A 24,241-nucleotide genomic window follows, 5' to 3' on the forward strand; every position below is an offset into this window, starting at 1 on the left:
TTCTCCAATCTTATTCGGCCGCTTCCGCCAGGGAGGGAAGGCGGGTTCGGCAGTTGGTTCAGTATGCTTGGAGGCGGGCTCGCCGCTTTCGCGGCGCTCCCGCAACTGTTCGATGACCGCGTAGAAGACCGGCACGAACACCAGCGACAGGATGGTCGCGGCGACCATGCCGCCAAACACCGTGGTGCCGATCGACTGGCGGCTTGCCGCGCCGGCGCCGGTCGCGAACATCAGCGGCAGCACGCCGAGGATGAAGGCGAACGCCGTCATCAGGATCGGCCGGAGTCTCAGCCGCGCGGCTTCCATCGCCGCCTCGACGATGCTGAGGCCCTCCTCGCGCCGCCGCCTGGCGAACTCGACGATCAGGATGGCGTTCTTCGCCGCCAGGCCGATCAGCATGACGAAGCCGATCTGCGAGTAGACGTCGATCTGCATGCCGCGCACCCACAGCGCCGCGAACGCGCCGAACAGTGCGAGCGGCACGGCGAGCAGCACCATGAACGGCATCGCCCAGCTCTCATACTGCGCCGCCAGGATCAGGAAGACGAAGACGATGGCGAGGCCGAAGACGACGGACGCGATCGATCCTGCCTTGAGTTCCTGGAAGGTGATGCCGGTCCATTCGAAACCGAAATCCCTGGGCAATGCGGTGGCCGCGGCCCGTTCCATGGCTGCGACCGCCTGGCCCGAGGAGAAGCCCGGTGCGGCACCGCCATTGATCGAGGCCGAGGCGTTGTTGTTGTAGTGCGGCACGGTCTCCGGCCCGACGAACGGCACCAGTTTGCCCAGCGTGCTGAGCGGCACCATGCCACCCGACGCATTGCGCACATAGAGCCGCGAAATGTCGGCCGCGCCCGCACGTGCATCCTTGTCGGCCTGGATGGTCACCCGGAAAGTGCGGCCGAACAGGTTGAAGTCGTTCACGTAGAGCGAGCCGAGATAGATCTGCAGCGTGTTGAAGACGTCGGGCAGGTTCAGGCCGAGCAGTTTGGCCTTGCTGCGGTCGAGGTCATAGTTGAACTGCGGCGTCGAGGTCGAGAACGGCGAGAACAGTTGCTGCGGATTGATTTCCGGCTGCTTGCGCGCCTCGGCGATGACGGCTTGCGTCGCGTCGTTGAGGGCCGTGCTGCCGCGACCGGTGAGATCCTCGACGACGAATTCGAAGCCGCCCGTGGTGCCGATACCCGGTATCGAAGGCGGATCGAAACTCAACGCAAAGGCTTCCGGTATCTGCAACAGCTTGCCACGCACATCGGCAACCAGCTTCGATGCGCTCTGGTCGGGAGTACGCTCCTCCCAGGGCTTCAAAATGGCAAACTCGACCGCCGAGTTCGACTGCGCGGCACTGGTCAGGAAGTTCAGGCCGCTGATCGAGCCGACAATGTCGACGCCGGGCGTCGCCTGCAGGATGTCGCGCGCCTTCTGCGCCACCGCGTCGGTGCGCTCAAGCGAGGCGCCGTCGGGCAGCTGGATGACGACGAAGAAATAGCCCTGGTCCTCGACCGGAAGGAAGGTCGACGGCAGCTTCTGCCAGACGAAATAGGTGGCAACCAGGCCGGCCGCGAACAGGCCGAGCATGATCCAGCGCAAGCGGATGAGAATGCGCACGCCATGGGCGTAGGCATGCGACAGTTTGTCGAAACCTGTATTGAACCAGCGGAACAGCACGAACTGCGTCTCGCCGCGATGGCGCAGGAACGCCGCGCTGAGCGCCGGGCTCAACGTCAGCGAATTGAAGGCGGAAATGCCGACCGAAATCGCCACCGTCAGCGCGAACTGGTTGTAGAGCTTGCCGGAGACGCCGGGAATGAAGGCGACCGGCACGAACACCGCCATCAGCACGGCGGTGGTGGCGATGATCGGGCCGGTCACTTCGGCCATGGCGGCCTTGGTCGCGGCCAGTGGTTTCAGTCCGGCCTCGAGCTGTCGTTCGACATTCTCGACCACGACGATGGCGTCGTCGACGACAAGGCCGATCGCCAGCACCATGCCGAGCAAAGACAGCATGTTGAGCGAGAAGCCCATCATCTCCATGACGACCAATGTCGCCACCAGTGACACCGGAATGGCGATGGTCGGGATGATCGTCGTGCGCCAGCTCTGCAGGAAGACAAACACCACGGCAACGACCAGCACCAGGGCTTCGCCGAGCGTGATCAGCACGTCATGCATCGACGCCGAGACGAAGCGCGTCGTATCGTAGTGCATGGCGTAGGAGACGCCCTTCGGGAAACGCGCCGACAGCTCCTGCATCTTGTCCTTGACGCGCTGCTGAAGGTCGAGCGCGTTGGAACCGGGCATCTGATAGACGGCGAGCACGACGGTCGGGTCCTTGCCGAAGAAGGCCGAGGACGAATATTGCAGCGCGCCCAGTTCGATGCGCGCGACGTCGCGCAGCCGCACCAGCGAGCCGGTGTCGGTGTTGGCGCGCACGACGATGTCGCCGAACTCCTTCGGGTCGCTCAGGCGGCCGACGGCGTTGACCTGCATTTCGAAGGCGGTGCCGGCGGGCGCCGGCGACTGGCCGATCTTGCCGGCCGCCACCTGGACGTTCTGCTCGGCGATGGCATTCTGCACGTCGACGGCGGTGATGCCGAGATTGGCGAGCTTGTCCGGGTCGAGCCACACGCGCATCGAATAGCGCCGCTCGCCGAAGATCTGCACGTCACCGACACCTTGCAGCCGCTTCAGCGGATCGACGACCTGCAGATAGGCAAGGTTCGACAGCGCCACCGGATCGACGGACTTGTCGGGCGAGGTCAGGTTGACGATCAGCACAAAGTTCGGGTTCTGCTTCTTGATCGTCACGCCGCCCTGGTTGACGATGGCCGGCAGCGACGAGGCCGCCTGCGAGACGCGGTTCTGGACGTCGACGGCGGCGGTGCTCAGGGAATAGCCGACATCGAAGGTGATGGTGATGGTCGAGGAGCCGTCATTGGAGCTCGTCGACGACATGTAGGTCATGCCTTGCACGCCGTTGATCTGCTGCTCCAGCGGCGTCGTCACCGTATCGGCCACGACTTGCGCGCTGGCGCCCGGATAGTGGGCGCTGACCACGACCTGGGGCGGCGTGATGTCTGGGAACTGCGAGACCGGCAGCAGGAAATAGCAAATCGTCCCGGCGAGCACCATGATGATGGCGATCGCCGAGGCGAAGATCGGACGGTGGATGAAGAAGTTTACCACGACACACATGCCTCGCCGGCTGCTGTTGCCCGCCCGAAGGCACTGGCAAGTCTGGATAACTGGCCGTGCCCGTCACGGGTGGCTTCCCGTGAGCGCAGCAACGGCACCTCGCGACGCTGCCCATCGGCAAGCGAGCGAAGCATCTTCTCGAAGGCGCGGGGATCGACCCCATCTGCCTTCATGACCAGCCGGATCATCGGATCCCGGACGGCCTCATCAATGGTAAGATCGCGGCGCTGTGGCATTGGCCGGCTCCTTGTCTGTCGATTCGCAGCCCATGCTCGCGAACCGTTTTCATCTCTTCACCGGCCGAAGCCGCATGAACTGCAGTTTTTCGCCCATTCCGATCTGGCAGGACCAGTTCACGGCCTTGTTATTGACGGAAGGCGACATAGGTGTTACCAGTAAGTAACATTTGCATAGTTACAGACCGGTAACACCCTAGTCAAGAGGTGGCCGTGGTTTTTAGGAAACGAAAGGAGATCATGATGACAGACGGCGTCGTGGAGCGCTCGCGTCCGCGGGATCGGATCCTGGAGACGGCGCGTGACATGTTCCACAAGCATGGCATTAAGGGCGTCGGCGTCGACGCCATCACCGAGGCTGCCGGCACGAACAAGATGACGCTCTATCGTCACTTCGAATCCAAGGACGAACTGATCGTCGAGTGCCTGCGCGCCAATGCGGCCAAGGCCGGCGCCATGTGGGAAGGGTTCGAAGCCGAGTTTCCCGGTGACAAGCTCGCGCAACTCCATGCCTGGGTTCGCAAGGCCGCCGTCATGCTCAAGGCTGACGGCCGTGGCTGCGACATGGCCAATGCCGCCGCTGAACTGACCGAGCCGGACCATCCGGCCAGGCTGGTGATCAAGGAACTCAAGGAGGCCCAGCGCGAGCGCCTCGTGGCGTTGTGCCGGGATGCGGGCATTGGCCAGGCCGAACTGCTTGCCGATACGCTGTCACTGCTGTTTGAGGGCGCGCGTGTCAGCGTGCAGACGGTGGGTACCGAAGGGCCGAGCACGCAGTTCGTGCGCATGGCTGAAGGGCTGATCGTCTCCTTCCGCGGCACTGCCGCCGGTTGAATTGAACTGCCGCTGACGTGCCTTCCATCGTGCGGTCAAGCGCGGTGCGTGGCGCGCCTTGGCGTTGGCAAAATGGCTATTTCCCCCGTTTGAACGAAAAAAGCCCGCTGCCGGGAGGAGGTGGCAGCGGGCTCGATTTCGAATGTGGCGCGGGAGGAGGTGCACCCCATTCAGCGTCGGCATCGCATCTGGGAGGAGTAGATGGCCGACAACCAGAACCTACGAGTTGCCCAATGATTCGGCAACAATGAATTGTGCATAGCAGCTGTGCAGATTTGCCGTGTCAATTATCAGACAAATCCGGGCGAGCGGCTTTGCCGGACTGCGCCCACCTCACTGCACCGGCACGTTTTCCCTGAAGATCAGGCGCGGCTCGATGAACTTTCGAGTGAGATAGGGCGCCGATGAGGCGATGGAGCCGAGCAGGCGGATGACCGACTGTTCGGCGATCAGCCTGGCGTTCTGGTCGATGACGACATCGACGAGATCATCGACGAGATAGCCGCGCGTTTCCCTCGTCAGGTCGTGGCAGATGAACACCGGCTTGCGATTGGGCCTGGCTTCGCGGATGGCTTTCGCAACGCCGGAGCGTCCGGCGCCGACGCAATAGATGCCGAGCAGTTCCGGTTCATTGTGCAGCGCCTTCATGGTCTCGGCGTAGCTGGCATCCGGCTCGTCATTGATCTCGACGGCGCTGGTCACGGTGAGGTTGGGGAATTCCTCGCCAAGCACGGAGCGGAAACCCATTTCACGCTCCTCATGGCCGCGATAGGAGCGCGAACCGACGACCATTGCCAGATGACCCTCGCGGCCGCCGAGGAAACGTCCCATGAGAAGCGCAGCCGTTCGCCCCGCCACCCGGTTGTCGATGCCGACATAGGCCGAACGAGGCGCGGCCGGAATGTCGGACACCAGCGTCACCAGGCGGATGCCGGCCTCGACAATGTCGCGCAGGATGTTGCGGGTTCGTGGATGGTCGACGGCGATGACACCGACGCCATTGGCTCTCAGCGACAGGTTTTCGACGGCGCTCTGCAGCGCGTTTGGCGAAATGCCGGCGAGGTTGTGGATCCGGCACGAAGCGACCAGCGGCAGGCGCGATGCATAGTCCTCGATGTGTCTTGCCAGATCCTGCATGAAGGCGTTGCTGCCGATCGGCAGGAAGAATTCGAGGTTGGCGGGCTTCGAGGGAAGCGTCACCTGGTCGGCTACCGGCAGATAGCCAAGCTGCTTGGCGGCCTCCATGACACGCTGCCGGTTGGCCGCACTGGCGCCGGGCCTGTTGTTGAGCACCCTGTCGACCGTCGCGGTCGAGAGCCCGCAATTCCTGGCGATGTCGGAGACGGTGGCCTTCATGCCGCAACCCTATGCGCCGATGCGATGGCGCGCCAGACGGGTGATGTGTCAGGCGATGTGATCTGAGGGACGCCTGATCGACACCCATCACCGCGATGCGCATTCGCCTGTTTCGACAAGACGGCTTCAGCCCATCCTCAGTGCGGCGGCTTGCCGTCGGCGATGGCGTCGCGGATTTCCTTGTCCGACATGCCGGTGATGATCCGCTCGACTTCCGTCACGGTTGTTTTCTTCGGGTCGATGTCGTCGGCGACCACCTTGCCCCGGCGCATGACGACGATGCGGTCGACCACCTGGAAGACATGGTGGATGTTGTGCGCGATGAAGATGCAGGAATGGCCGGAATCGCGGGCGCTGCGCACGAAGCTCAGCACGCCTTGCGTTTCGGCGACGCCGAGATTGTTGGTCGGTTCGTCAAGGATGATGAGGTCGCTGTCGAAATGCATGGCGCGCGCGATCGCCACCGCCTGGCGCTCGCCGCCCGAGAGCGAGCCGATCGGCGTCGTCGGCGGAATGTTCTTCGAGATGCCGACCTGTTTGAGCAGGTCGCGAGCGACAGTGTTCATCGCCTCCTGGTCCATGCGGTTGAGAAAGCGCGGCGGCTTGATCGGCTCGCGCCCGAGGAAAAGATTGCGGGCGATCGACAGTTGGGTGACCAGCGCGGAATCCTGGTAGATCGTCTCGATGCCCTGCGCGATGGCGTCGCTGGTGCTGCGCAAGGTGACCTTCTTGCCGCGGATGAAGATGTCACCGCTGGTCAGTGGCACGGCACCCGACAAAACCTTGATCAGCGTCGACTTGCCGGCGCCGTTGTCACCGAGCAGGCCGACGATCTCGCGTTCATTGACATGGAAATTGGCATCCTCGAGCGCCTGCACGCGGCCGTAGGACTTGCGGATGTTCTGCATGCGGATCAATGGCTCGGCCATGGTTCAAGTCCCTGCCTGATGCCGGCGTTCCAGCCATGAGTGAAGCGCCATCATGCCAAGGATGATCGCGCCGATGAAGATGTTGTAGGCAAGTCCGGGCACGCCGATCAGCACGATGCCATTGCGCATCACGCGCAGGATCAGGATGCCGAGCACCGTGCCGATAATCGTGCCGCGCCCACCGGTCAGCGCCGTGCCGCCGATCACCACCATGGCGATGACTTCGAGCTCGTAGCCGGTGCCGCTGTTGGGGTTGGCGGCGGAGGTGCGCAGCGAGGAGATGACGCCGGCCAGCGAAGCCATGAGCGACGACAGCACGAACAGGCCGATCTTGACGCGATTGACGTTGACGCCGCGCGCCCGCGCCGCGTTGGGGTTGCCGCCCGCCGCCTGGATCCAGTTGCCGGTCCGGCTCTGCGTCAGCACATAGCCGAGCGCGATCGCAGCGGCGATGAACCAGAACAGCGACATGTAGATGCGGAACGGCCCGATGAAGAAATCGCCGACCAGCGCTTCCGCCAGCCAGCTGCCTTCGGCGCTCCAGGTGCGCTGCGGAAAACCATCGGTGATGAAAAGCGCACTGCCGCGCACCACCAGCAGCATGCCGAGCGTCACCAGGAAGGACGGGATCTTGAGCTGCGTGACGAACCAGCCATTGATCAGGCCGATCAAGGCGGCGACCAGCAGCGCGACGACGAAGCCCATTTCCAGCGAGGTGACACCGCCATTGAACAGCGTCCACATCAGCACCGGCGAGAAACCGAACAGGGATCCGACGGACAGGTCGAATTCACCTGAGGTCATCAGCAAGGTCATCGCCAGCGCGATCAGGCCGAGCTCGACGGTGAAGGCCAGCGTGTTGGAGATGTTCTGCGGCGACAGGAAGTCGTGGTTGAAGCCCCAGAAAACGCCGATCTCGATGACGAGCAGCACGAAGGGGCCGAATTCAGGCCGCGCGATCAGGCGTTGGACAAGCGAATGATTTTCCACTGGGAACCCGCGACACGGTTGGAACGGGCCACGATCTCCCCACCTCGGATGGACAGGTCGCGGCGCAAGAAGAAAGCTGGCGCCGCGAGCCAGATGGGGCGCGGCGCCAGGGATGGCGGTTTATTTGCCGGACAGGATCTTGTCGTAGACCCCGGCGGTGTCCTTCTCATAGAGCGCGCCGGTGATGACGTTGAAGCCCGGAGGAATGCCTGACGCGGCCATGTTGGCGAGCGACAGCGCGACATAGCTGGTCGCCTGCGGGTCCTGCCACTGGCCGGCATTGACATAGCCGTTCAGCACTTCCTGCGTGGTGTCGAGCGAGTTGCCCCAGCCGACGACCGGGATTTCGCCCGGCTTGACGCCGACCTGGTCGAACACCCGCTTGATCGAGCCGGTGACGAGGTCGCCCAGCCCGATGATGGCGTTGACCTTGCCCTCGTGGGCGGTGAGGTAGTCGACCATGCGGTTGATCACCTCGGCCTGGTCGAGCGTCGCCTCGGTCACTTCATAGGTGATGCCGAGCGGTCCGAAGACGCTCTTGATGCCTTCCTCTTCCTGGACGCCATAGGTGGCGCCGGGGACCTCGACCGGCATCCAGACGAAGTCACCCTTCTTCACCAGGCCCTTGTCGACCAGATATTGCGCCCAGTGCTTGCCGAAGGTGACGTTGTCGCCGCCGACATAGGCATTGAAATTGGCCTTTGGATCGGGCGTGTTGAAGTTGATGATCGGGATGTTGGCCGCACGGGCTTCCTTGACGATCTCGACAAGGCTGCCCGGGTCGGGGCTGGTGGTGACGATGCCGTCGGCCTTGGCCGAGAGGGCGGCGCGAACCGCTTCCTGCTGGGAGGCGACGTCGCCATTGTGGAACGAGGTGTTGACGGTGTTGCCGGTGTCCTTGGCCCATTGCTTGGCGCCGGCAAGGAAGTAGGTCCAGACCGGATCGGCCGGGCCGCCATGTGAAATCCAGTAGAAGGTCTTGGCCTGCGCCGCTGCCGGAATGACCGTCAGCGCGACCAGCAGGCCGTAGAGCACAAGTCTCAGTCTTGTCAGCATTTGATTTCCTCCCGGTTGAAGATGATCCGTCCCTTGTTCCGGCTCCAGCCGGATTGCGTCTTTTGCCAGCGCCGCTCGGATGCCTCAGAGCATTCCCTTTTTCGACGAATGGCAAGCCTCCATCTGCAGATGTAGTTGGCGCCTCACGCAGCGCCATCACCGGACCCATCAGATTGCATCAGTTGCCATGATTTTCCGGCCTGCCGGATGATTGGCATCGAGGCTCAGCCGAGCGGGTCGTCGTGACCGTCACGCCGGTTGCGCCACAGCCGGACTGACCGGTCGACCGCGAGAGCAAGCACGACCAGAGCACCGGTGGTGAAGGCGGCCCAGATGGCATCGACGCCGAGTAAGGTCATTGCGCTGAGGATCACCTGCAGGACCAGCATGCCGATCGCGGCACCGATGACGCTGCCGTTGCCGCCTGAAAGCGATGTGCCGCCAACGATGGCCGCCGCAATCGCCAGCAGTGCAAATGTGCCGCCGTCACCGGGAGCAATAGCGCCCTGGGCGCCGAGGTGGATCACGCCGGCAAGCCCGGCCACCGCGCCCATCAGCACTAGCGCCAGTACCCTGACCTTGCCTGTTGGAATGCCGGCATAGGCGGCAGCTTGCGGATTGCTGCCCACGGCCTGGACCCGGTAGCCGAAGCGGGTACGGTTGAGCACGACATGCATCGCCATCGCCAACACGACAAAGATGATGCCGGTGACCGGCACAATGACGAACGCCTTGCCCGACAGCGTAGCCAAGACATCCGCGCCCGGCGGCGCAATTGTCTGTCCCTTGCCGGTGACCAGCGACAGGCCCTGGATCATCCACCAAGTGCCGAGCGTCACCAGCAGAGCCGGCAGACGCAGCGCGATCACCAGCAGGCCGTTGATCAGGCCAAGGCCGGCGCCGGCCGCGACACCCGCCAGCGCGGCAAGCCAGGGGTCCACTCCGGCAACCATCAGCAAGGCGGTGAAGGTCGCCGCAAGATGGAACACCGCACCGGCTGAAAGATCAATTTCGCGCGTTGCGAGCACGAACACCATGCCGATCGCCAGCAGGCCGGGCAGGGCGGCCTGGCCCAGCACCGAGAGCAGATTGGCCGGTTCGAGGAAAGAGGGGTTCAGCCAGCCAAGCAGTGCGACCAACACGGCGAGCGCAACGACAGCACCAGTCTCGGCCGGCAGCCGGATGCTGCGTCTGGTTTGATGGGTCGCCGACCCGGCAAGCGGCGGCGCGGTCTCGGTCCTGGTCATGCCGCACTACTCTCCCGATTGCTCCGACGGTTTTCGTCCACGGGCTTGCCCGACGTGATCAGCGTCAGAAGCCTTGCCACGTCCATTTCGTCGCCGGCGATTTCGCCGGCCAGCCTGCCCTGATGGAAAGCAAGGATGCGATCGCAGAGCCCGGTCAGTTCGGACAGTTCGCTGGAATGCAGGAGCACGATGCAGCCGCTGGCCGCCATCTGGCGGATCAGCGCGTAAATTTCCTGCTTGCTGCCGATGTCGATGCCGCGGGCGGGTTCGTCGAGCAGCACCACTTGCGGGCCGATTTCCAGCCATTTGGCAATGATCACCTTCTGCTGGCCGCCGGCCGAAAGCGAGCCTGCCGGCATCTCCGGCGTGCTCCGGATGCGCAGCGCCTCGATCTGCCGCGCGGCGCGGCCGAGCGCTGCCTCGGGCGAATACCAGCGTGAGCCCCAGTCGCGTGCACCGACGACGACGTTCGCCATGTTGAAGGCGATGGACTTTTCCGGCATCAGCCCATTGCCGCGCTCGCCTGAAATCATGCAGATGTTGCGCCGCGCCGCTTCCATCTGCGTCTTCGGCAAGCCGTCGCCATCGGGAAAACGCACCTTGCCCTGGCGCGGTTTGCGCAGCCCGAACAACAGGGCAAGCAGGTCCCGCGCTCCAGAACCGGCAAGCCCGAGAATCTCGCCGGCGCGGGCCGTGAGCCTGACAGCGGAGAGAACACCACCGCCGAGCCCGTCAATGATGATCTGCGGCCGCAACGTGCCGGCAAGCGTCGGCAGGGCTCTGAGCGGCAGCGGGAACAGCGACTGGCGCAACTGGCCGATCATTGCTTCCTCGGACGCCGTCAGTTCCTGCCGCGCCTTTGACAGCACGTCGCGGCCGTTGCGGATCACCGTCAACTGGTCGGCAATGGCAAGCGCGTCCCCCAGTCTGTTCGACCCATAGAGCATGCTCATGCCCCTGGCTTTGAGCCCTCGCAGCACCGCGAACAGCCGCTCGCTCTGGCGCTGGTCGAGCGCCGAATTCGGGTCGTCGAGGAGGAGGAGCCTCGGGTTTTCCAGAAGCGCGCGGGCGATCGCGACCAGCTGCCGTTCACCGGGCCCGAGATCGCCGAGCGGGGCATAGACATCGACATCGAGACCAAGCTGGCGAAGCAACTCGCGGCTGCGTGCCTCCATTTCGCGCCGCGAAATCAGCCCGTTGTGGATCGGCTCGCGGTTGACGAACAGATTGGCCAGCACCGGGCGCTCGGGAAACAGCCCCGGCTGTTGCAGGACCACGCCGATACCCAGTTTGCGCGCCGCGTTGGGGCTGTCGATCGTCGCGGTCTTGCCGTCAAACTCGATGGTGCCGCGGTCCGGCCGGACAATGCCCGCCAGCACCTTTGTCAGCGTCGATTTGCCGGCGCCGCTTTCGCCAACCAGCGCGTGGATCGAGCCGCGCTCGACCACAAGGTTCATGTCATCGAGCACAACCGTGCCGCCAAAGCGCCTGGCGACGGTGCGCACGAACAGAATCGGCGAATCGGACATCGGAACGGCCCCCGACCGCACCGCGATCTTGAAACGCTTTGCGTCCGCCGTCACTGGGATTCCGCATAAAATTGTGTTGATTTCGACCGTTTTGGACAGATTCTAGATCAGATCGGCCTTTGCCAGGTCGCGCATGAGATGGCTGGCGCCATAGGTCCAGTGCGGGCAGTCGGGCGACAGCCGCACCCGGTTGACCAGCGCGCCGAATTTTTCCGACGAGATGGTGACGATGTCGCCGACCTTGTGGGTAAACCCCTTGCCCTTTTCGCCACGGTCTTTCGACGGCACGAACATGGTGCCGAGATAGAGTGCCAGCCCGTCCGGATACTGGTGGTGGGGTCCCATCGCGGCGGCGACCAGTTCTTGGGGCGAACGGCTGATCTCGGCCATCGAGCTTGCACCTTCCAGCGAGAAGCCATCCTCGCCCTCGACCTTGAGGCGCACCACCGCCTGCTTCACATCCTTGATCGAGAACGTCTCGTCGAACAGACGGATGAAGGGGCCAAGCGACGCCGAAGCATTGTTGTCCTTGGCCTTGCCGAGCAGCAGCGCGGAACGCCCTTCGACGTCGCGCAAATTGACGTCGTTGCCGATGGTGGCGCCGACGATCCGGCCGCTTGAGGCGGCGATCATGGCGATCTCCGGCTCCGGATTGTTCCAGGTCGACACCGGGTGCAGGCCGACATCGGCGCCGAAGCCGACCGAGGCCATCGGCTGGCACTTGGTGAAGATCTCGGCGTCGGGGCCAATGCCCACTTCCAGATATTGCGACCAGGCGCCGCGCGCAATCAGCTTGGCCTTGATCTCCATGGCTTCCGGCGAACCGGGCTTGAGCTTCGACAGATCATGGCCGATCAGCCCGGCAATGTCGGCACGGATGGCGTCGGCCTTCTCCGCCGAGCCGCGCGCCTGTTCCTCGATCACCCGTTCGAGCAGGCTGACGACGAAGGTCACGCCCGACGCCTTGACCGCCTGCAGGTCGACCGGGGAGAGGAGATAGGGCTTTGTCGGATCGCGCCTGGCCTGAAAACTGTTGGCCGCGATGTCATCGAGCGAGCCGATCGGCTTGCCCTTGGCCGAGCGCACATGTCCTGCCGGATCGGCCATTTCGCAGACGTCCCGCACGGTCGGCGCCGCGCTCGACGTGATATCGAAGACGGTGCCGTCACGCACCGTGACCACCAGGGGATGCGAGGCATCGCTGGCCCTGGCGCGGCCGACAAAAAGGCCCTCAGCGGGCAGATGCGTCGGGTTCGTCATGCTTGCGGTCCTCTGATCATCGAAAATGGGCTTGCCGGATCGGCGCGGCACTTTCACCGGATTCCGCTCAAAGGTCTATCCCATCGATGGCGATCCGAGCTGCTGTGTTCTGGCTGTGAAGTTCCGGCTTGCTGACGGTGGGGCCTGCGTTAGACGCGGTGGAAACCAGGGGATTTTCAAAACCATGAAACCTTCGACGGATTTTCATGCGGCACATCCAAACCCATACCGCTGCGGGCTCGACGGATCGAGACGTTGATCACAACCATTCTTTCCGACGGGATTTCGCTTGACAGTTTCATGAATATGAAAAAATCTTGGCTAATTTCAAATTCTCGATGAGCAGGTCGATGTCGACCCTGATTGCTGCAGCAGAGGCGCCCGAGCCCCGGTCTTCGTCAGGCTTTCGGCTCGCCATGCTGTTGCCGGGGGCGCTGGTCACGTTCCTGCTGATCCTGTTTGCGCTTGGCCTGGTGCTGTTCCTCGCCTTCCGTGGCAATGACGGGTCGCTGCTCGGCGTCGGGCTGACCGTCGAAAACTTCGTCACCGTGGCCACCGATCCGCTCTACTGGACGGTGACACTGCGCTCGCTGGTCATCGCCAGCCTGGTGACGCTGGCAACCGTCGTCACCGCCTATCCCGTCTCCTACTATCTCGCCTTCCATGCCGGGCGGCGGCGCGGCCTGCTCTTGTTCCTGGTGACGCTGCCGTTCTGGACGAGCTATCTCCTGCGCGTCTTCGCCTGGAAGATCGTGCTCGCCTATAACGGCGTCCTGAACTCGGCGCTGATCGAGAGCGGCGTCTGGTCGGAACCGACATTGGCCTTCCTCAACACGCCGGCGGCAGTAGTCGTCACGCTCGCCCACGCCTATGCGCCCTTCGCCATCCTGCCGATCTATGTGGCGCTGGACACCATCCCGAAATCGCTGCTCGAGGCTGCCTCCGACCTTGGCGCACGGCCGTTCACCGCATTCCGCCGTGTCGTGCTGCCAAATTCGATGCCAGGCGTTCTGGCCGCGGCGCTTGTCGTCTTCGTGCCGACGGTCGGCGACTATGTCACGCCGGCCATGGTCGGCGGCCCGGCCAGCACCATGATCGGCTCGCTGATCCAGTCGCAGTTCGGCAAGGCCAATGACTGGCCGTTCGGCGCGGCCCTTTCGGTCTGCGTCATGCTGGTCATCCTTGTCGTGGTGCTGGTCGCACGCGGCGCCGACCGCAGATTTGGCAGCCGCACATGAAAGCCGAACGCGCCGACACGAAACGCGATGGCCGCTGGCTCGGCCTCTACGTGCTTGCCTATCTGGTGTTTCTCTACCTGCCGGTCCTGCTGATCCCGCTGTTTTCCTTCAACAATTCCATCCAGGCGGCGTTTCCGCTGCAGGGCTTCACGCTGCAATGGTACCAGACGCTCTACGGCAATCCGGCGCTTTCGGGCGCGCTCGCCAACAGCCTCGTCATCGCCGCCGTCGCCGCTTCCGGCGCGACGCTGTGCGGCATCACCGTGTCCTATATGGACCTCTATGGTCGCTCGCCGCTTGCCCCCACCATCAGCGCCATCGCCCGGCTGCCGATCCTCATCCCCGGCGTCATCGTCGGCATATCGCTGCTGATCCTGGTCAACCTCATCGGCCTTGGACCATCGCGCGTCGCCATAGTGCTCGGCCACATACTGGTGGCGTTGCCGACCACGGTGGTCGTCATGCGTAGCCGTTTCGCCGCCATCCCAAAAACCGTTCGCGAGGCGGCGCTCGACCTCGGCGCCTCCGACTGGACGACGTTCCGGCGCGTCATGCTGCCGCTCAGCCTGCCGGCCGTGCTGTCGGCCTTCATGCTCGCCTTTCTGATCTCCTTCGACGAGTTCATCGTCGTCTTCTTTCTCGCCGGAACCGAGCCGACCCTGCCGCTCTACATCTGGAGCCAGCTGCGCTTCCCCCGCTCGCTGCCGACCGTCATGGCACTGGGGACGGTGATCCTGGCCGTGTCCTTCATCATCGCCGGCACCGCCGAGATCCTGCGCCATCGCGGGCTCGGCGCCGCACGCCGCAATCCAGCCTGACCACAACAAAGAAGAGGAGAACGAAAATGACCTTCCACCTGAAATCGATAACCGGACACAAAGCTCGCGCCGGTCTCGCCGCGCTGGCGCTCGCACTGTCGTCGACCGTGGCGCTGGCCGCCGAAAAGCTGCAATATTTCACCTGGTCGGGATACGAACTGCCCGACTTCAACAAGAGCTTCCTGGCCGCCCATCCCGATGGCGTCGAGGCGTCGATCTTCGGTGACGACGACGATGCCTTCACCAAGGTCAAGGCCGGCTTCCGTCCTGATATCGCGCATCCCTGCTATGACAAGGTGGCGCGCTGGAACAAGGAAGGCCTGCTGCAGCCGATCGACACCAAGCGCATCAAGAACTGGGATTCGATCTTCCCGGTGTTCAAGAACCTGCCCGACCTGCAGGCCGGCGACGGCAAGGTCTGGATGGTGCCGTGGGACTGGGGCAACACCTCGATCCTCTACCGCACCGATCTGGTGAAGAACCCCGAGGCGAGCTGGAACCTGCTTTGGGACAAGCAATATGCCGGCCGCATGGCGACCATCGACGCCGTCCATGACACGCCGATCGTCGCCGCGCTTCTCGCCGGCGTGAACCCCTTCGACATGACGCCCGCTGAGATGGACAAGGTCGCGGCAAAGCTGCGCGAACAGCGGCCGCTGCTGTCGAGCTACACCACCGACATGACGTCGGTCGAGCAGGCTCTGGCCAGCGGCCAGCTGGTCGCCGCCATGACCTGGAACGCGTCGGCCACCTCGCTGAAGAAGCAGGGCGTGCCGGTCGAGTTCATGAAGCCGAAGGAAGGCATGCTGACCTGGGCCTGCGGCTTCGTCATGCTGAAGGACGCCAAGAATGTCGATCTCGCCTACGACTTCATCAACAGCCGGCTGGACGCCGATTCGGGCAAGTTTCTCATTCAGTCCTACGGCTATGGCAGTTCGCTGAGCACTGCTTTCGCCGGCGTGGCGAAGGATGAACTGGAGAAGCTGCAACTGCCGTCCGATCCGGAAGTGATGCTGAAAAGCACGATCTTCACCGGGCCGATGAAGCAGAATGACGATGTGGCGAAGATGTTTGAGAAGGTGAAGGCTGGCGGGTGAGGCTGCGGCCTTCCTTCTCCCTTTGTGGGAGAAGGTGGATCGGCGCGCAGCGCCGAGACGGATGAGGGGTGCGTGACGGATCGCCTTCCTCGCCAAGCTGGAACACCCCTCATCCGTCGCCTTCGGCGACACCTTCTCCCACAAGGGGAGAAGGGGGAGCTTTTCGACGTTGCGCCGCGCCAAAGAAGAGACAAGGACGAACGATGGACATAGTCGACGAAGCTGCTGAACGGCCCAAGGACGATGCCGACGTGCGCGTCGGCCGGCGCGTACGGGCGCTGCGGCTGGAGCGAAAGCTATCGCTAGCCGAGCTGGCGGCAAAAGCCGGCGTGTCGATCGGTGCGCTGAGCCAGATCGAGCGCGGCATGTCCTCGCTGCGCGTCAAGGTGATCTGGCCGCTCGCCGCCGCCCTCGACATCGAGCCGTCGGCGCTGATCGCCGACGGCAATGATGCCGTCAACGATCTCTATTGCGTGCGTGCCAACAGCCGCCGCGCGATTCCCGTGAAGTCGGAAGGCATCGCCAAGGCGCTGCTGTCGCCGCCGGGCGCGACGCTGACCGGCATGCTGGTGACGGTGGAAGCCGGCGGTGGCACGGCGGAAGCCTATGCCCATGCCGGCCATGAATTCGGCTATGTGCTGTCGGGCGAGGTCGAGCTGGTGGTGGATTCGACAAAATACGGGCTGAAGACCGGCGACAGTTTTGCCTTCAAGAGCACGCTTTTGCACGCCTTCCGCAATCCCGGCGCCGAGCAGTGCCAGATACTCTGGGTCAACACCACGAAACCCTCCGAGGTTCGCGATGGCGCCTGATCCGCTCGTCCGCCTGCAGGCGGTCTCGAAGGTTTTTCCCGGCGGCATTGTCGGGCTCGATGCCGTCGATCTCGACATTATCAGCGGCGAGTTCATCACGCTGCTTGGGCCGTCGGGCTGTGGCAAGACCACCAGCCTGCGCGTCATTGCCGGCTTCGAAAGCCCGTCGAGCGGCAAGGTCTTGCTCGACGGCCGCGATATCACCGCGCTTCGGCCCTTCGACCGGCCGGTCAACACCGTGTTCCAGGATTACGCGCTGTTTCCGCATATGAACGTCGCCGAAAATGTCGGCTTCGGCCTGTCCCTGCGCAAACCGTCCGGCTCCGAGCAGGCAAAGCGGGTCGGGGAAGCCCTCGACATGGTCGGTCTCGCCGACAAGCTTCGCGCCCGTGTTTCGGAACTCTCAGGCGGCCAGCGCCAGCGTGTCGCACTTGCTCGCGCCATCGTCTGCGAGCCGCGCGTGCTGCTCCTCGACGAGCCGCTGTCGGCGCTCGACGCGCATCTGCGCGAGCAGATGCAGGTCGAGTTGAAGCGGCTGCAATCGCGGCTTGGCACCACCTTCGTCATGGTCACCCATGACCAGACCGAGGCGCTGTCGATCTCCGACCGCATCGTCGTCATGAACAAGGGCCGCATCGAGCAGATCGCGCCGCCGGCGACGCTCTATGACCGGCCCGCCACGAAGTTCGTGGCGAGCTTCATCGGCACCATGAATCTGCTGCAGTCGTATTTTGTCGGCCGCGATGGCGATCGCCTGCGCTTCACGGCCGGCACCTTGCCGCTGGAAGCCATCTCTGAAACCGGCCAGTCACCCGGCGAAGGCGAGATGCGCACCATCGGCGTGCGCCCGGAGGACTTGCTGGCGGCCACAGAGGCGACCGAAGGAACCGCGCCGGCGCGCGTCAACAGCATCGTCTTCCACGGCCGCACCTTGCGGCTGCATGCTGAACTGGGGCAGGGGTTGCCGGTGGTGATCGATGCACCACGCCAGGCCGAGGGTTTTCAATTCAGCGTCGGCGACGTGGCGCATATCAGTCTGCGCCGTGGCGCCAACTGCCCTATGCTCCCCGCATAGGCTGACCATCCATTTCCCAAAAAATTGGAGTATTTCCCTTGAGCAATCATCTCAACTTCTTCATCGACGGCAAATGGGTGGCGCCGGTGGTACCGGCGACGCTCGACGTGATCGACCCGTCCACCGAAGAGGCCTACACGAAGATCTCGGTGGGCTCGAAGGCCGATGTCGACAAGGCAGTCGCCGCCGCCAAGGCGGCCTTCCCGTCGTTCTCGCAGACCAGCAAGGCCGAGCGCCTGAAGCTTCTGAAGCGCATCCTCGAGGTCTACAACGAGCGCTACGAAGACATCGCCCAGGCGGTCAGCCAGGAGATGGGCGCGCCGATCACCTGGGCACGCGAGGCGCAGGCCTGGGCGGGCAGGGCGCATATGGAAGCCACCATCAAAGCCTTGGAGGACTATGAATTCCAGGAGAAGCGCGGCGGCACCATGGTGGTCAAGGAGGCGATCGGCGTCTGCGCGCTGATCACGCCGTGGAACTGGCCGCTCAACCAGATCGTCTGCAAGGTGGCGCCGGCGATCGCCGCCGGCTGCACCGTGGTGCTGAAGCCTTCGGAAATCGCGCCGATCAGCGGCATCGTGTTCTCCGAGGTGATGGAAGCCGCCGGCACGCCGAAGGGCGTCTACAACATGATCAACGGCAACGGTCCGGATGTCGGCCAGATCATGGCCGGCCACGCGGACGTCGACATGGTGTCCTTCACCGGTTCGACCCGCGCCGGCATCATCGTCGCACAGACGGCGGCGCAGACGGTCAAGCGCGTGGCGCAGGAACTCGGTGGAAAGTCGGCCAACATCGTGCTGCCCGACGCCGATTTCGAAACGGCGGTGCGCAAGGGCGTCGAGGGCTGCTTCGGCAACAGCGGCCAGTCCTGCGATGCACCGACGCGCATGCTGGTGCCGGCTGCCCGCCATGACGAGGCGCTCGCCATCGCCAAGAAGGCCGCCGAAGCCCACAATGTCGGCGATCCCCGCTCGGAGGACACCAAGCTCGGCCCGGTCGTCTCCAACATCCAGTACGACAAGATCCAGCGGCTGATCGAAGCCGGCATCAAGGAAGGTGCGACCCTGGTCACTGGCGGTCCTGGCCGGCCGGAGCACCTCAATCGTGGTTACTATGTCCGCCCGACCGTGTTCGGCCATGTCACACCGGGCATGACCATCGAGAAGGAAGAGATCTTCGGCCCGGTGCTGTCGGTCATCTCCTATAAGGACGACGACGACGCGGTGAAGATCGCCAACGACACCGTCTACGGCCTCGCCGCCTACGTGCAGTCGCAGGACATAGAGCGCGCCCGCAAGGTGGCCGCGCAGCTGCGCGCCGGGCAGGTTTCGATCAACTATCCGGAATGGGACACGTTCGCGCCCTTCGGTGGCTACAAACAGTCCGGCAACGGCCGCGAATATGCGGATTGGGCCATCCACGATTTCCTGGAGGTCAAGGGCATCATCGGCTACGGGGCGTAGGCTTCGAGAGCCCTGCTCGGCGGGCTCCCTCACTCTTGATGTTGCAGGCGCTGATGCGGAGAGCATCAGCGCCTGTTTCGTTTTCACTTGATTTGTTCACTTTTTGTTCTATTGTTCTCGACTGGATTCAATTTGCCGAACGAGTTCCGTCATGAGTAGGCAACCTGCATTCGCAAAGAACGGTCAGTCCTCTTTTCCATTTAAGGAACCGAGTCCGGTCCGGGAGCCGCATCTGTTCTACGCATTCCTGGTCGAAGCCCCGGTTAACGGGATGCTGCGGCGCAGGGCCGAGCACTACAATCAGGAACTGGGGTTGCGAGGGTGGCTGACGCCAGCCGGTCAAATACACATAACCCTGATGGGCCTTGGCGACGGCAAACAGGAGCGTGTGGTGAAGATCGCGCGCCATGTCGGCTTGCTGATACAGGCCACGCCATTCGACGTTTGCTTCGATCGCCTGTCGGCTTTCGGTGGCGGGGCGCTGGTGTTTCGCGGCAGCAACCATTCGCCGGCCCTGCAAGCCTTCTGGCGCAAGCTCTCTGCTGTAATCGACGACAGCCCGCTGCAGCCGTTCGTCACGAGCTCGTTGGAGCCACATGTTACGCTGCTTCGTGACAGACGAGGCGTGCCGAAAGTGCGGGAACAGATTGTTGAGCCGATGTCCTGGACGGTGCGCAGCTTTGCGCTGATCCGCAGCTATCAGGGCGAACACGAATGTCCAGCGATCTGGCAATTGACCGGCCAGGACGATTCCCTGGCCGGCATGTGAGAACTCGTCGTCACACAGCCGCGCTATATTGATCGTCCTGACACGGCTTGTCAGCTGTCGTGCGGGCGAAGGTGGCGGGCCAGCAGGCCGTTCCCTATTTGCAGTGCGTCTGAACAGGAGGAACCCACATGACCATAGCGGAAATTGCCAAGGATTTCACCGAGCTCCTCAAGCAGGGAGACCATGCCGGTGCCGCCGAAAAGTACAATGCCGACGACATTGCCAGTTATGAAGCCATGGAGGGGCCGATGGCCGTCAGCCATGGCAAGGAGGCCCTCAAACAGAAGGGCCAGTGGTGGCAAGAGAACCACGAAGTGCATGGCGGTTCGGTCGAAGGGCCCTATGTCAATGGCCACCAGTTCGCGGTGCGCTTCACCTTCGACATAACGCCCAAGGCCACCGGCCAGCGTGTCACCATGGATGAGGTCGGCCTGTACACGGTCAAGAACGGCAAGATCGCCGAAGAGCGCTTTTACTACTGAGGCCGGAAATACCTTCGGAGTGCTCTCTTCGCTGCAAGGTTGAAAAATGAGCATGGCGGCCAGGGCAATCTCCTGGTCGCCATGTGGCGCTCAAATCGTCTTCACATGCTAGGCAGCTGGTCGGCCACCGTGCCCCAGTCATCGAAGCCCATTTCTAGCCTGAAAATTCCGCGGTTGCGGGCCTGCGCGCTGGCAAAGCGGGGAGGGCGGTTTTAGGCTGTGCGACGGATTCGGCTGTCAGCCCAAGGAAAGCGCGCTTTGACGATCACCATTTATGGCATCACCACCTGCGACACGGTCAAGAAGGCGCGCGTCTGGCTAGAGAGCCACGGCGCGCCCTATCGCTTCCACGATTTCCGTGCGGAGGGGCTGGACGCGAAGCGGCTCGATGGCTGGGTCGGCAAGGTCGGCTGGGAAAAGCTGCTCAACAAGGGCAGCACGACGTTCCGCGAATTGGCGGATGCAGACAAGCAATCGCTCGATGAGAAGAAGGCCAAGGCGCTGATGCTGGCCAAGCCGACAATGGTCAAGCGGCCGGTGCTTGAGGTGGGTGACAGTGTTCTGGTTGGGTTCAAGTCGGAGGATTATGAGCAGGTGGTGGGGAAGTAGAGCAAACCTTCGCCCCGTCGCGTTCCTTCGCGCCCCCCTCTGTCCTGCCGGACATCTCCCCCACGAGGGGGGAGATGGATATCGTCGCCGATTTCGCCAATCGCCGACGTTGCAGGATTGGGCAAAGCGCCGAAACTGCTGATCTCCCCCCTCGTGGGGGGAGATGGCCGGCAGGCCAGAGGGGGGCGCTGTCCCGCCGGCCTCAGGAAGTTCCGGCCGCCTCAACGCCCGCGCAGATACCCCGCCAGCGCCACCGCATTGTTGTGCACCTCATCGTGCGCACCGTAGAGCAGCGTCACCTTGCCGTGGCCGAGCAGGCCGCGCAGTTGCGTCACCGCCTCTTCATTCCCGTCCAGCTCAGCGCCGTACCGCTTCTGAAACTCCGCCCAGCGCTTCGGCTCATGTCCGAACCATTTTCGCAGCTCGTCGCTCGGCGCGATCTCCTTCAGCCACAGCGCCAGCGCGGCATGCTCCTTGCTGACGCCGCGCGGCCAGATGCGATCGACAAGCACCCGCTGCCCGTCCTCGGCAGCAGGTGGTGCGTAGACTCGCTTAACCGCGATGTCGAAGGCCACCGGACCCTCCGCAACTCTGCCCTCAGGCCCACTCGCCCTTGTGCATCACCGGCACGCGGCTGCCGTCCTTGTGGACGCCGTCGATGTCGATCTTGTCCGAGCCGATCATCCAGTCGATGTGGATAAAACTCTTGTTGCCGCCGCGCGCGGCGATCTCGTCCTGGCTGAGCGAGGCGCCGTCGACGAAGCACTTCGAATAGCACTGGCCGAGCGCGATGTGGCAGGCGGCGTTTTCGTCGAACAGCGTGTTGAAGAACAACAGGCCGCTGGCCGAGATCGGCGAGGAATGCGGCACCAGCGCCACTTCGCCAAGACGGCGCGCTCCCTCATCGGTGTCGAGCACCTTCTTCAGCACATCCTCGCCCTTCGAAGCCTTGGCCTCGACGATCCTGCCTTCCTCGAAACGCACCGAGATCTCGTCGATCAGCGTGCCCTGGTAGGAGAGCGGCTTGGTCGAGGAGACGTGGCCTTCGACCCGCCTGGCATGCGGTGTGGTGAAGACCTCCTCGGTCGGGATGTTGGGATTGCAGGTGATGCCGTTCTTGGCGGTCGAGGCGCCGCCCATCCATTCATGGCCATCCGCCAGTCCGACCGTCAGGTCGGTGCCCGGTCCGGTGAAATGCAGGGCGTGGAAATTATGGCCGTTCAGCCATTCGGTGCGGCCGCGCAGCGCAGCATTATGCGCCTTCCAGTTGCCGATCGGGTCTTCCACGTCGACTCGCGAAGCGGCGAAGATGGCATCGGCGAGCTTGGCCACCGCGACGTCGTCGGCGTCCTCGGGAAACACCTGCTTGGCCCAGGCGAGGTCCGGATAGGCGACGATGTTCCAGTTGATGTCGAAGCCGGTGATCTTTTCCAGCGCCGGCTGGTAGGCCATCGAATTCGCCTTGTTGGCGCGCGCCACTTTCGCCGGGTCCTGCGCCGACAGCAGCGATGGATCCTCGCCGCGCACGGCAAGCCTGGCCGCATTGTTGGAAAAAGCCTTCGCCATGCCTTCATAGAGCCAGCCGGCGGCGTGGTCGAAACCGGCGTCCGCCCCGAAGCGGTAGCGCGCCAGCGTCATCTCGTCGTCGTTGAAGATCGGCGTCACCAGCCCGGCTCCGGCCTTGTAGGCGTGCTCGACGATGCGCCTGGTCAGCGGCAGGGCCGCGATCGACGAGGTCAGCACCAGATCCTGTCCCCGTTGCAATTGCAGCCCGACCTTGATGGCGACTTCCGCCAGCCTGTCGAGTTTCACCGGGTCGATCGTTGCGGAAACGCCGCGCGAATGTGTGGTCATGATCCTGCCTGCCGTCGTTGGATATCTTCTTCTACATAGACCGGCGCCATGGTGCTTTCCACCTCGATCGCGCCACCGGGGCCCGTGGTTGCCGATCCGAACTGCGCCATCGTCGCCGCGATCTCTTCCTTGATCCAGGCCTTGAAGTCCCGGACCTTGCGGCTCTCCGTCTTGGCCGACGCTGTCACCAGCCAATAGCCGAGCCCGCTCTGGGCGCGGATTCCGAACGGCGCCACCAGCCGGCCGTCGGCCAGCGCATCCGCCGTCAGCAACTGCCAGCCCAGCATCACACCATGGCCGGCAATCGCCGATTCCAGGCACAGCATCGGATCGGTGAAGCGTGCGCCTTTCTGGAAAGTGACGGGTGGAACACCGGCTGCGGCAAACCAGCTTTCCCAGTTGATCATCGCCCGCTCGTCAGTGATGGCGCAGGTCTGGGCAAGGTCCTCGATCGAACTCAGTTTCTTGGCGATGTCAGGGGCGCAGACCGGGAAGACCTCCTGCGCCAGGAGCAGTTCCGCTTGCCCGCCCGGCCATTTGCCGTCGCCAAGCCGGATGGCGATGTCGATGTCGGAATGATCGAGATTGGCCAGCCGCACCGACGCGTCGATGCGCAGCAGCACGTTGGGATGCCGGTCGAAGTGACGCGATAGTCGCGGCAGCAGCCATTTCGAAGCGAAGGCCGGTGCCGCCGAGACGACCAATGTGCATTGCGTCGCCTCGTCGGCCAGCGCCACGGCCTGGGCAAGCTCGCGAAATCCAGCACCAAGGCGGGCCGCGAAGACGGCGCCGAATTCGGTCAGCACCAGACCGCTCGCGGTGCGCTCGAACAGCGCCTGGCCAAGCTGCTTTTCAGTGCGGCTGATCTGCTGGCTGACGGCGCTGACGGAAACGTTGAGCTCGCCGGCGGCCGCTGCAAGCGAGCCGAGACGGGCAACGGTTTCGACGGCGCGAAGGCCGTTGAGATGGACGCGGTTGAGCATGGCCATTTGAGATTTTCTAAACTGCTCCAGCCGAAATCTCAATTGAAAGACGCGCCGAAACGGCAGATTTTGTCGATGGGAGCCAGACCCGTGGAGCCAGAATGTTAAGGCTGTTGTCATCGCTGAAGGTTCTGTTCGCCGTGGGCACGCCGTCGGGGTCGCGCTCGCAGGGCGATACGCAGACGTGGCTGACCGATCCGCTGTCGCATCCCGTGCTGAACACCATGTCGGAGCGCGAACTTGGCGACGTGCCGTTCAGGCTGACGGCGCGCCGGACGGTGCACGAGACCGCTTCCTTGCATGCCGGTTTCGGTGGGCGCTGCTGAACGCACTTCACGCTTTCGGGCTTAAGGAAAGAGTCGAGGCGAGCGGGTCGCCTTGTGGCGCTGGCCCAACAGATGGCTGA

At 63.6% G+C, this 24,241-nt stretch carries 22 protein-coding genes and 1 pseudogene; 11 read left to right on the top strand and 12 right to left on the bottom strand.

Going from position 1 to position 24,241, the window contains the following annotated elements:
- Nucleotides 1–10: 10 nt before the first annotated feature.
- Nucleotides 11–3,195: pseudogene (locus HB778_RS23185) on the bottom strand (efflux RND transporter permease subunit).
- Nucleotides 3,180–3,431 (bottom strand): hypothetical protein, encoded by a 252-nt coding sequence (locus HB778_RS23190; protein WP_183457288.1) that lies wholly within the window; start codon nt 3,429–3,431, stop codon nt 3,180–3,182. The pseudogene HB778_RS23185 and the gene HB778_RS23190 overlap by 16 nt, the downstream one beginning before the upstream one ends.
- A gap of 243 nt (nt 3,432–3,674) precedes the next feature.
- Between HB778_RS23190 and HB778_RS23195 the strand changes: the two genes are divergently transcribed.
- The gene (locus tag HB778_RS23195; protein ID WP_183457290.1) at nt 3,675–4,265 is read left to right on the top strand and encodes a TetR/AcrR family transcriptional regulator; all 591 of its coding nucleotides are present in this window, start codon (nt 3,675–3,677) and stop codon (nt 4,263–4,265) included.
- A gap of 333 nt (nt 4,266–4,598) precedes the next feature.
- Here HB778_RS23195 and HB778_RS23200 read toward each other — a convergent pair whose 3' ends face one another.
- The 7 genes from HB778_RS23200 to HB778_RS23230 form a co-directional block, all read right to left on the bottom strand.
- Complete coding sequence (locus HB778_RS23200) at nt 4,599–5,621, bottom strand: LacI family DNA-binding transcriptional regulator (protein ID WP_183457293.1); 1,023 nt, start codon at nt 5,619–5,621, stop codon at nt 4,599–4,601.
- 137 nt (nt 5,622–5,758) lie between these two features.
- Nucleotides 5,759–6,550 (bottom strand): ATP-binding cassette domain-containing protein, encoded by a 792-nt coding sequence (locus tag HB778_RS23205; protein ID WP_095198766.1) that lies wholly within the window; start codon nt 6,548–6,550, stop codon nt 5,759–5,761.
- A 3-nt stretch (nt 6,551–6,553) separates the two neighbouring features.
- Entirely contained in the window at nt 6,554–7,540 is a 987-nt protein-coding gene (locus HB778_RS23210; protein WP_095198765.1) for an ABC transporter permease, read from the bottom strand.
- A gap of 120 nt (nt 7,541–7,660) precedes the next feature.
- Nucleotides 7,661–8,596, bottom strand: coding sequence for a substrate-binding domain-containing protein (locus HB778_RS23215; protein ID WP_183457295.1), 936 nt, complete (start codon nt 8,594–8,596; stop codon nt 7,661–7,663).
- Nucleotides 8,597–8,820: 224 nt separating this feature from the next.
- On the bottom strand, nt 8,821–9,843 hold the full coding sequence (locus HB778_RS23220; protein ID WP_183457297.1) for an ABC transporter permease: 1,023 nt from the start codon (nt 9,841–9,843) through the stop codon (nt 8,821–8,823).
- Nucleotides 9,840–11,372, bottom strand: coding sequence for a sugar ABC transporter ATP-binding protein (locus HB778_RS23225; protein ID WP_183457299.1), 1,533 nt, complete (start codon nt 11,370–11,372; stop codon nt 9,840–9,842). The genes HB778_RS23220 and HB778_RS23225 overlap by 4 nt, the downstream gene beginning before the upstream one ends.
- 102 nt (nt 11,373–11,474) lie before the next feature.
- The gene (locus tag HB778_RS23230; protein ID WP_183457302.1) at nt 11,475–12,632 is read right to left on the bottom strand and encodes a fumarylacetoacetate hydrolase family protein; all 1,158 of its coding nucleotides are present in this window, start codon (nt 12,630–12,632) and stop codon (nt 11,475–11,477) included.
- Between the two features lie 350 nt (nt 12,633–12,982).
- Between HB778_RS23230 and HB778_RS23235 the strand changes: the two genes are divergently transcribed.
- The 9 genes from HB778_RS23235 (at nt 12,983) to HB778_RS23275 (ending at nt 20,998) form a co-directional block, all read left to right on the top strand.
- On the top strand, nt 12,983–13,870 hold the full coding sequence (locus tag HB778_RS23235) for an ABC transporter permease (protein ID WP_183457304.1): 888 nt from the start codon (nt 12,983–12,985) through the stop codon (nt 13,868–13,870).
- Nucleotides 13,867–14,688, top strand: a complete 822-nt coding sequence (locus HB778_RS23240; RefSeq protein ID WP_183457306.1) for an ABC transporter permease — start codon at nt 13,867–13,869, stop codon at nt 14,686–14,688. Before HB778_RS23235 ends, HB778_RS23240 begins: the two co-directional genes overlap by 4 nt.
- A 26-nt stretch (nt 14,689–14,714) precedes the next feature.
- Entirely contained in the window at nt 14,715–15,785 is a 1,071-nt protein-coding gene (locus HB778_RS23245) for an ABC transporter substrate-binding protein (protein WP_095198758.1), read from the top strand.
- Nucleotides 15,786–15,988: 203 nt separating this feature from the next.
- Entirely contained in the window at nt 15,989–16,597 is a 609-nt protein-coding gene (locus HB778_RS23250; protein WP_183457308.1) for a cupin domain-containing protein, read from the top strand.
- Nucleotides 16,587–17,672 (top strand): ABC transporter ATP-binding protein, encoded by a 1,086-nt coding sequence (locus HB778_RS23255; protein WP_183457310.1) that lies wholly within the window; start codon nt 16,587–16,589, stop codon nt 17,670–17,672. Before HB778_RS23250 ends, HB778_RS23255 begins: the two co-directional genes overlap by 11 nt.
- Nucleotides 17,673–17,710: 38 nt before the next feature.
- Nucleotides 17,711–19,138: an aldehyde dehydrogenase family protein gene (locus tag HB778_RS23260; protein WP_183457311.1), complete on the top strand. Its 1,428-nt coding sequence runs from the start codon at nt 17,711–17,713 to the stop codon at nt 19,136–19,138.
- 151 nt (nt 19,139–19,289) lie between these two features.
- Nucleotides 19,290–19,907: a 2'-5' RNA ligase family protein gene (locus tag HB778_RS23265; RefSeq protein WP_183457313.1), complete on the top strand. Its 618-nt coding sequence runs from the start codon at nt 19,290–19,292 to the stop codon at nt 19,905–19,907.
- Nucleotides 19,908–20,035: 128 nt separating this feature from the next.
- Nucleotides 20,036–20,389, top strand: coding sequence for a SnoaL-like domain-containing protein (locus tag HB778_RS23270; RefSeq protein ID WP_183457315.1), 354 nt, complete (start codon nt 20,036–20,038; stop codon nt 20,387–20,389).
- Between the two features lie 258 nt (nt 20,390–20,647).
- The gene (locus tag HB778_RS23275; protein ID WP_183457317.1) at nt 20,648–20,998 is read left to right on the top strand and encodes an ArsC family reductase; all 351 of its coding nucleotides are present in this window, start codon (nt 20,648–20,650) and stop codon (nt 20,996–20,998) included.
- 221 nt (nt 20,999–21,219) lie between these two features.
- On the opposite strand, the gene HB778_RS23280 is transcribed toward HB778_RS23275, so the two are convergent.
- From HB778_RS23280 to HB778_RS23290, 3 genes are read right to left on the bottom strand one after another with little or no spacing between them, the layout of a single operon-like run.
- A complete protein-coding gene (locus tag HB778_RS23280) occupies nt 21,220–21,573 on the bottom strand; it encodes a DUF488 domain-containing protein (protein WP_183457318.1) in 354 nt (117 codons plus the stop codon).
- A gap of 22 nt (nt 21,574–21,595) precedes the next feature.
- Nucleotides 21,596–22,852: an aminopeptidase gene (locus HB778_RS23285; protein WP_183457320.1), complete on the bottom strand. Its 1,257-nt coding sequence runs from the start codon at nt 22,850–22,852 to the stop codon at nt 21,596–21,598.
- Nucleotides 22,849–23,841: a LysR substrate-binding domain-containing protein gene (locus HB778_RS23290; RefSeq protein WP_183457322.1), complete on the bottom strand. Its 993-nt coding sequence runs from the start codon at nt 23,839–23,841 to the stop codon at nt 22,849–22,851. The genes HB778_RS23285 and HB778_RS23290 overlap by 4 nt, the downstream gene beginning before the upstream one ends.
- 95 nt (nt 23,842–23,936) lie before the next feature.
- Between HB778_RS23290 and HB778_RS23295 the strand changes: the two genes are divergently transcribed.
- Nucleotides 23,937–24,161, top strand: a complete 225-nt coding sequence (locus HB778_RS23295) for a hypothetical protein (RefSeq protein WP_095198747.1) — start codon at nt 23,937–23,939, stop codon at nt 24,159–24,161.
- The last annotated feature ends 80 nt before the right edge of the window (nt 24,162–24,241 follow it).

The organism is Mesorhizobium huakuii (assembly GCF_014189455.1).
In the GTDB taxonomy this organism is placed as follows: domain Bacteria; phylum Pseudomonadota; class Alphaproteobacteria; order Rhizobiales; family Rhizobiaceae; genus Mesorhizobium; species Mesorhizobium huakuii_A.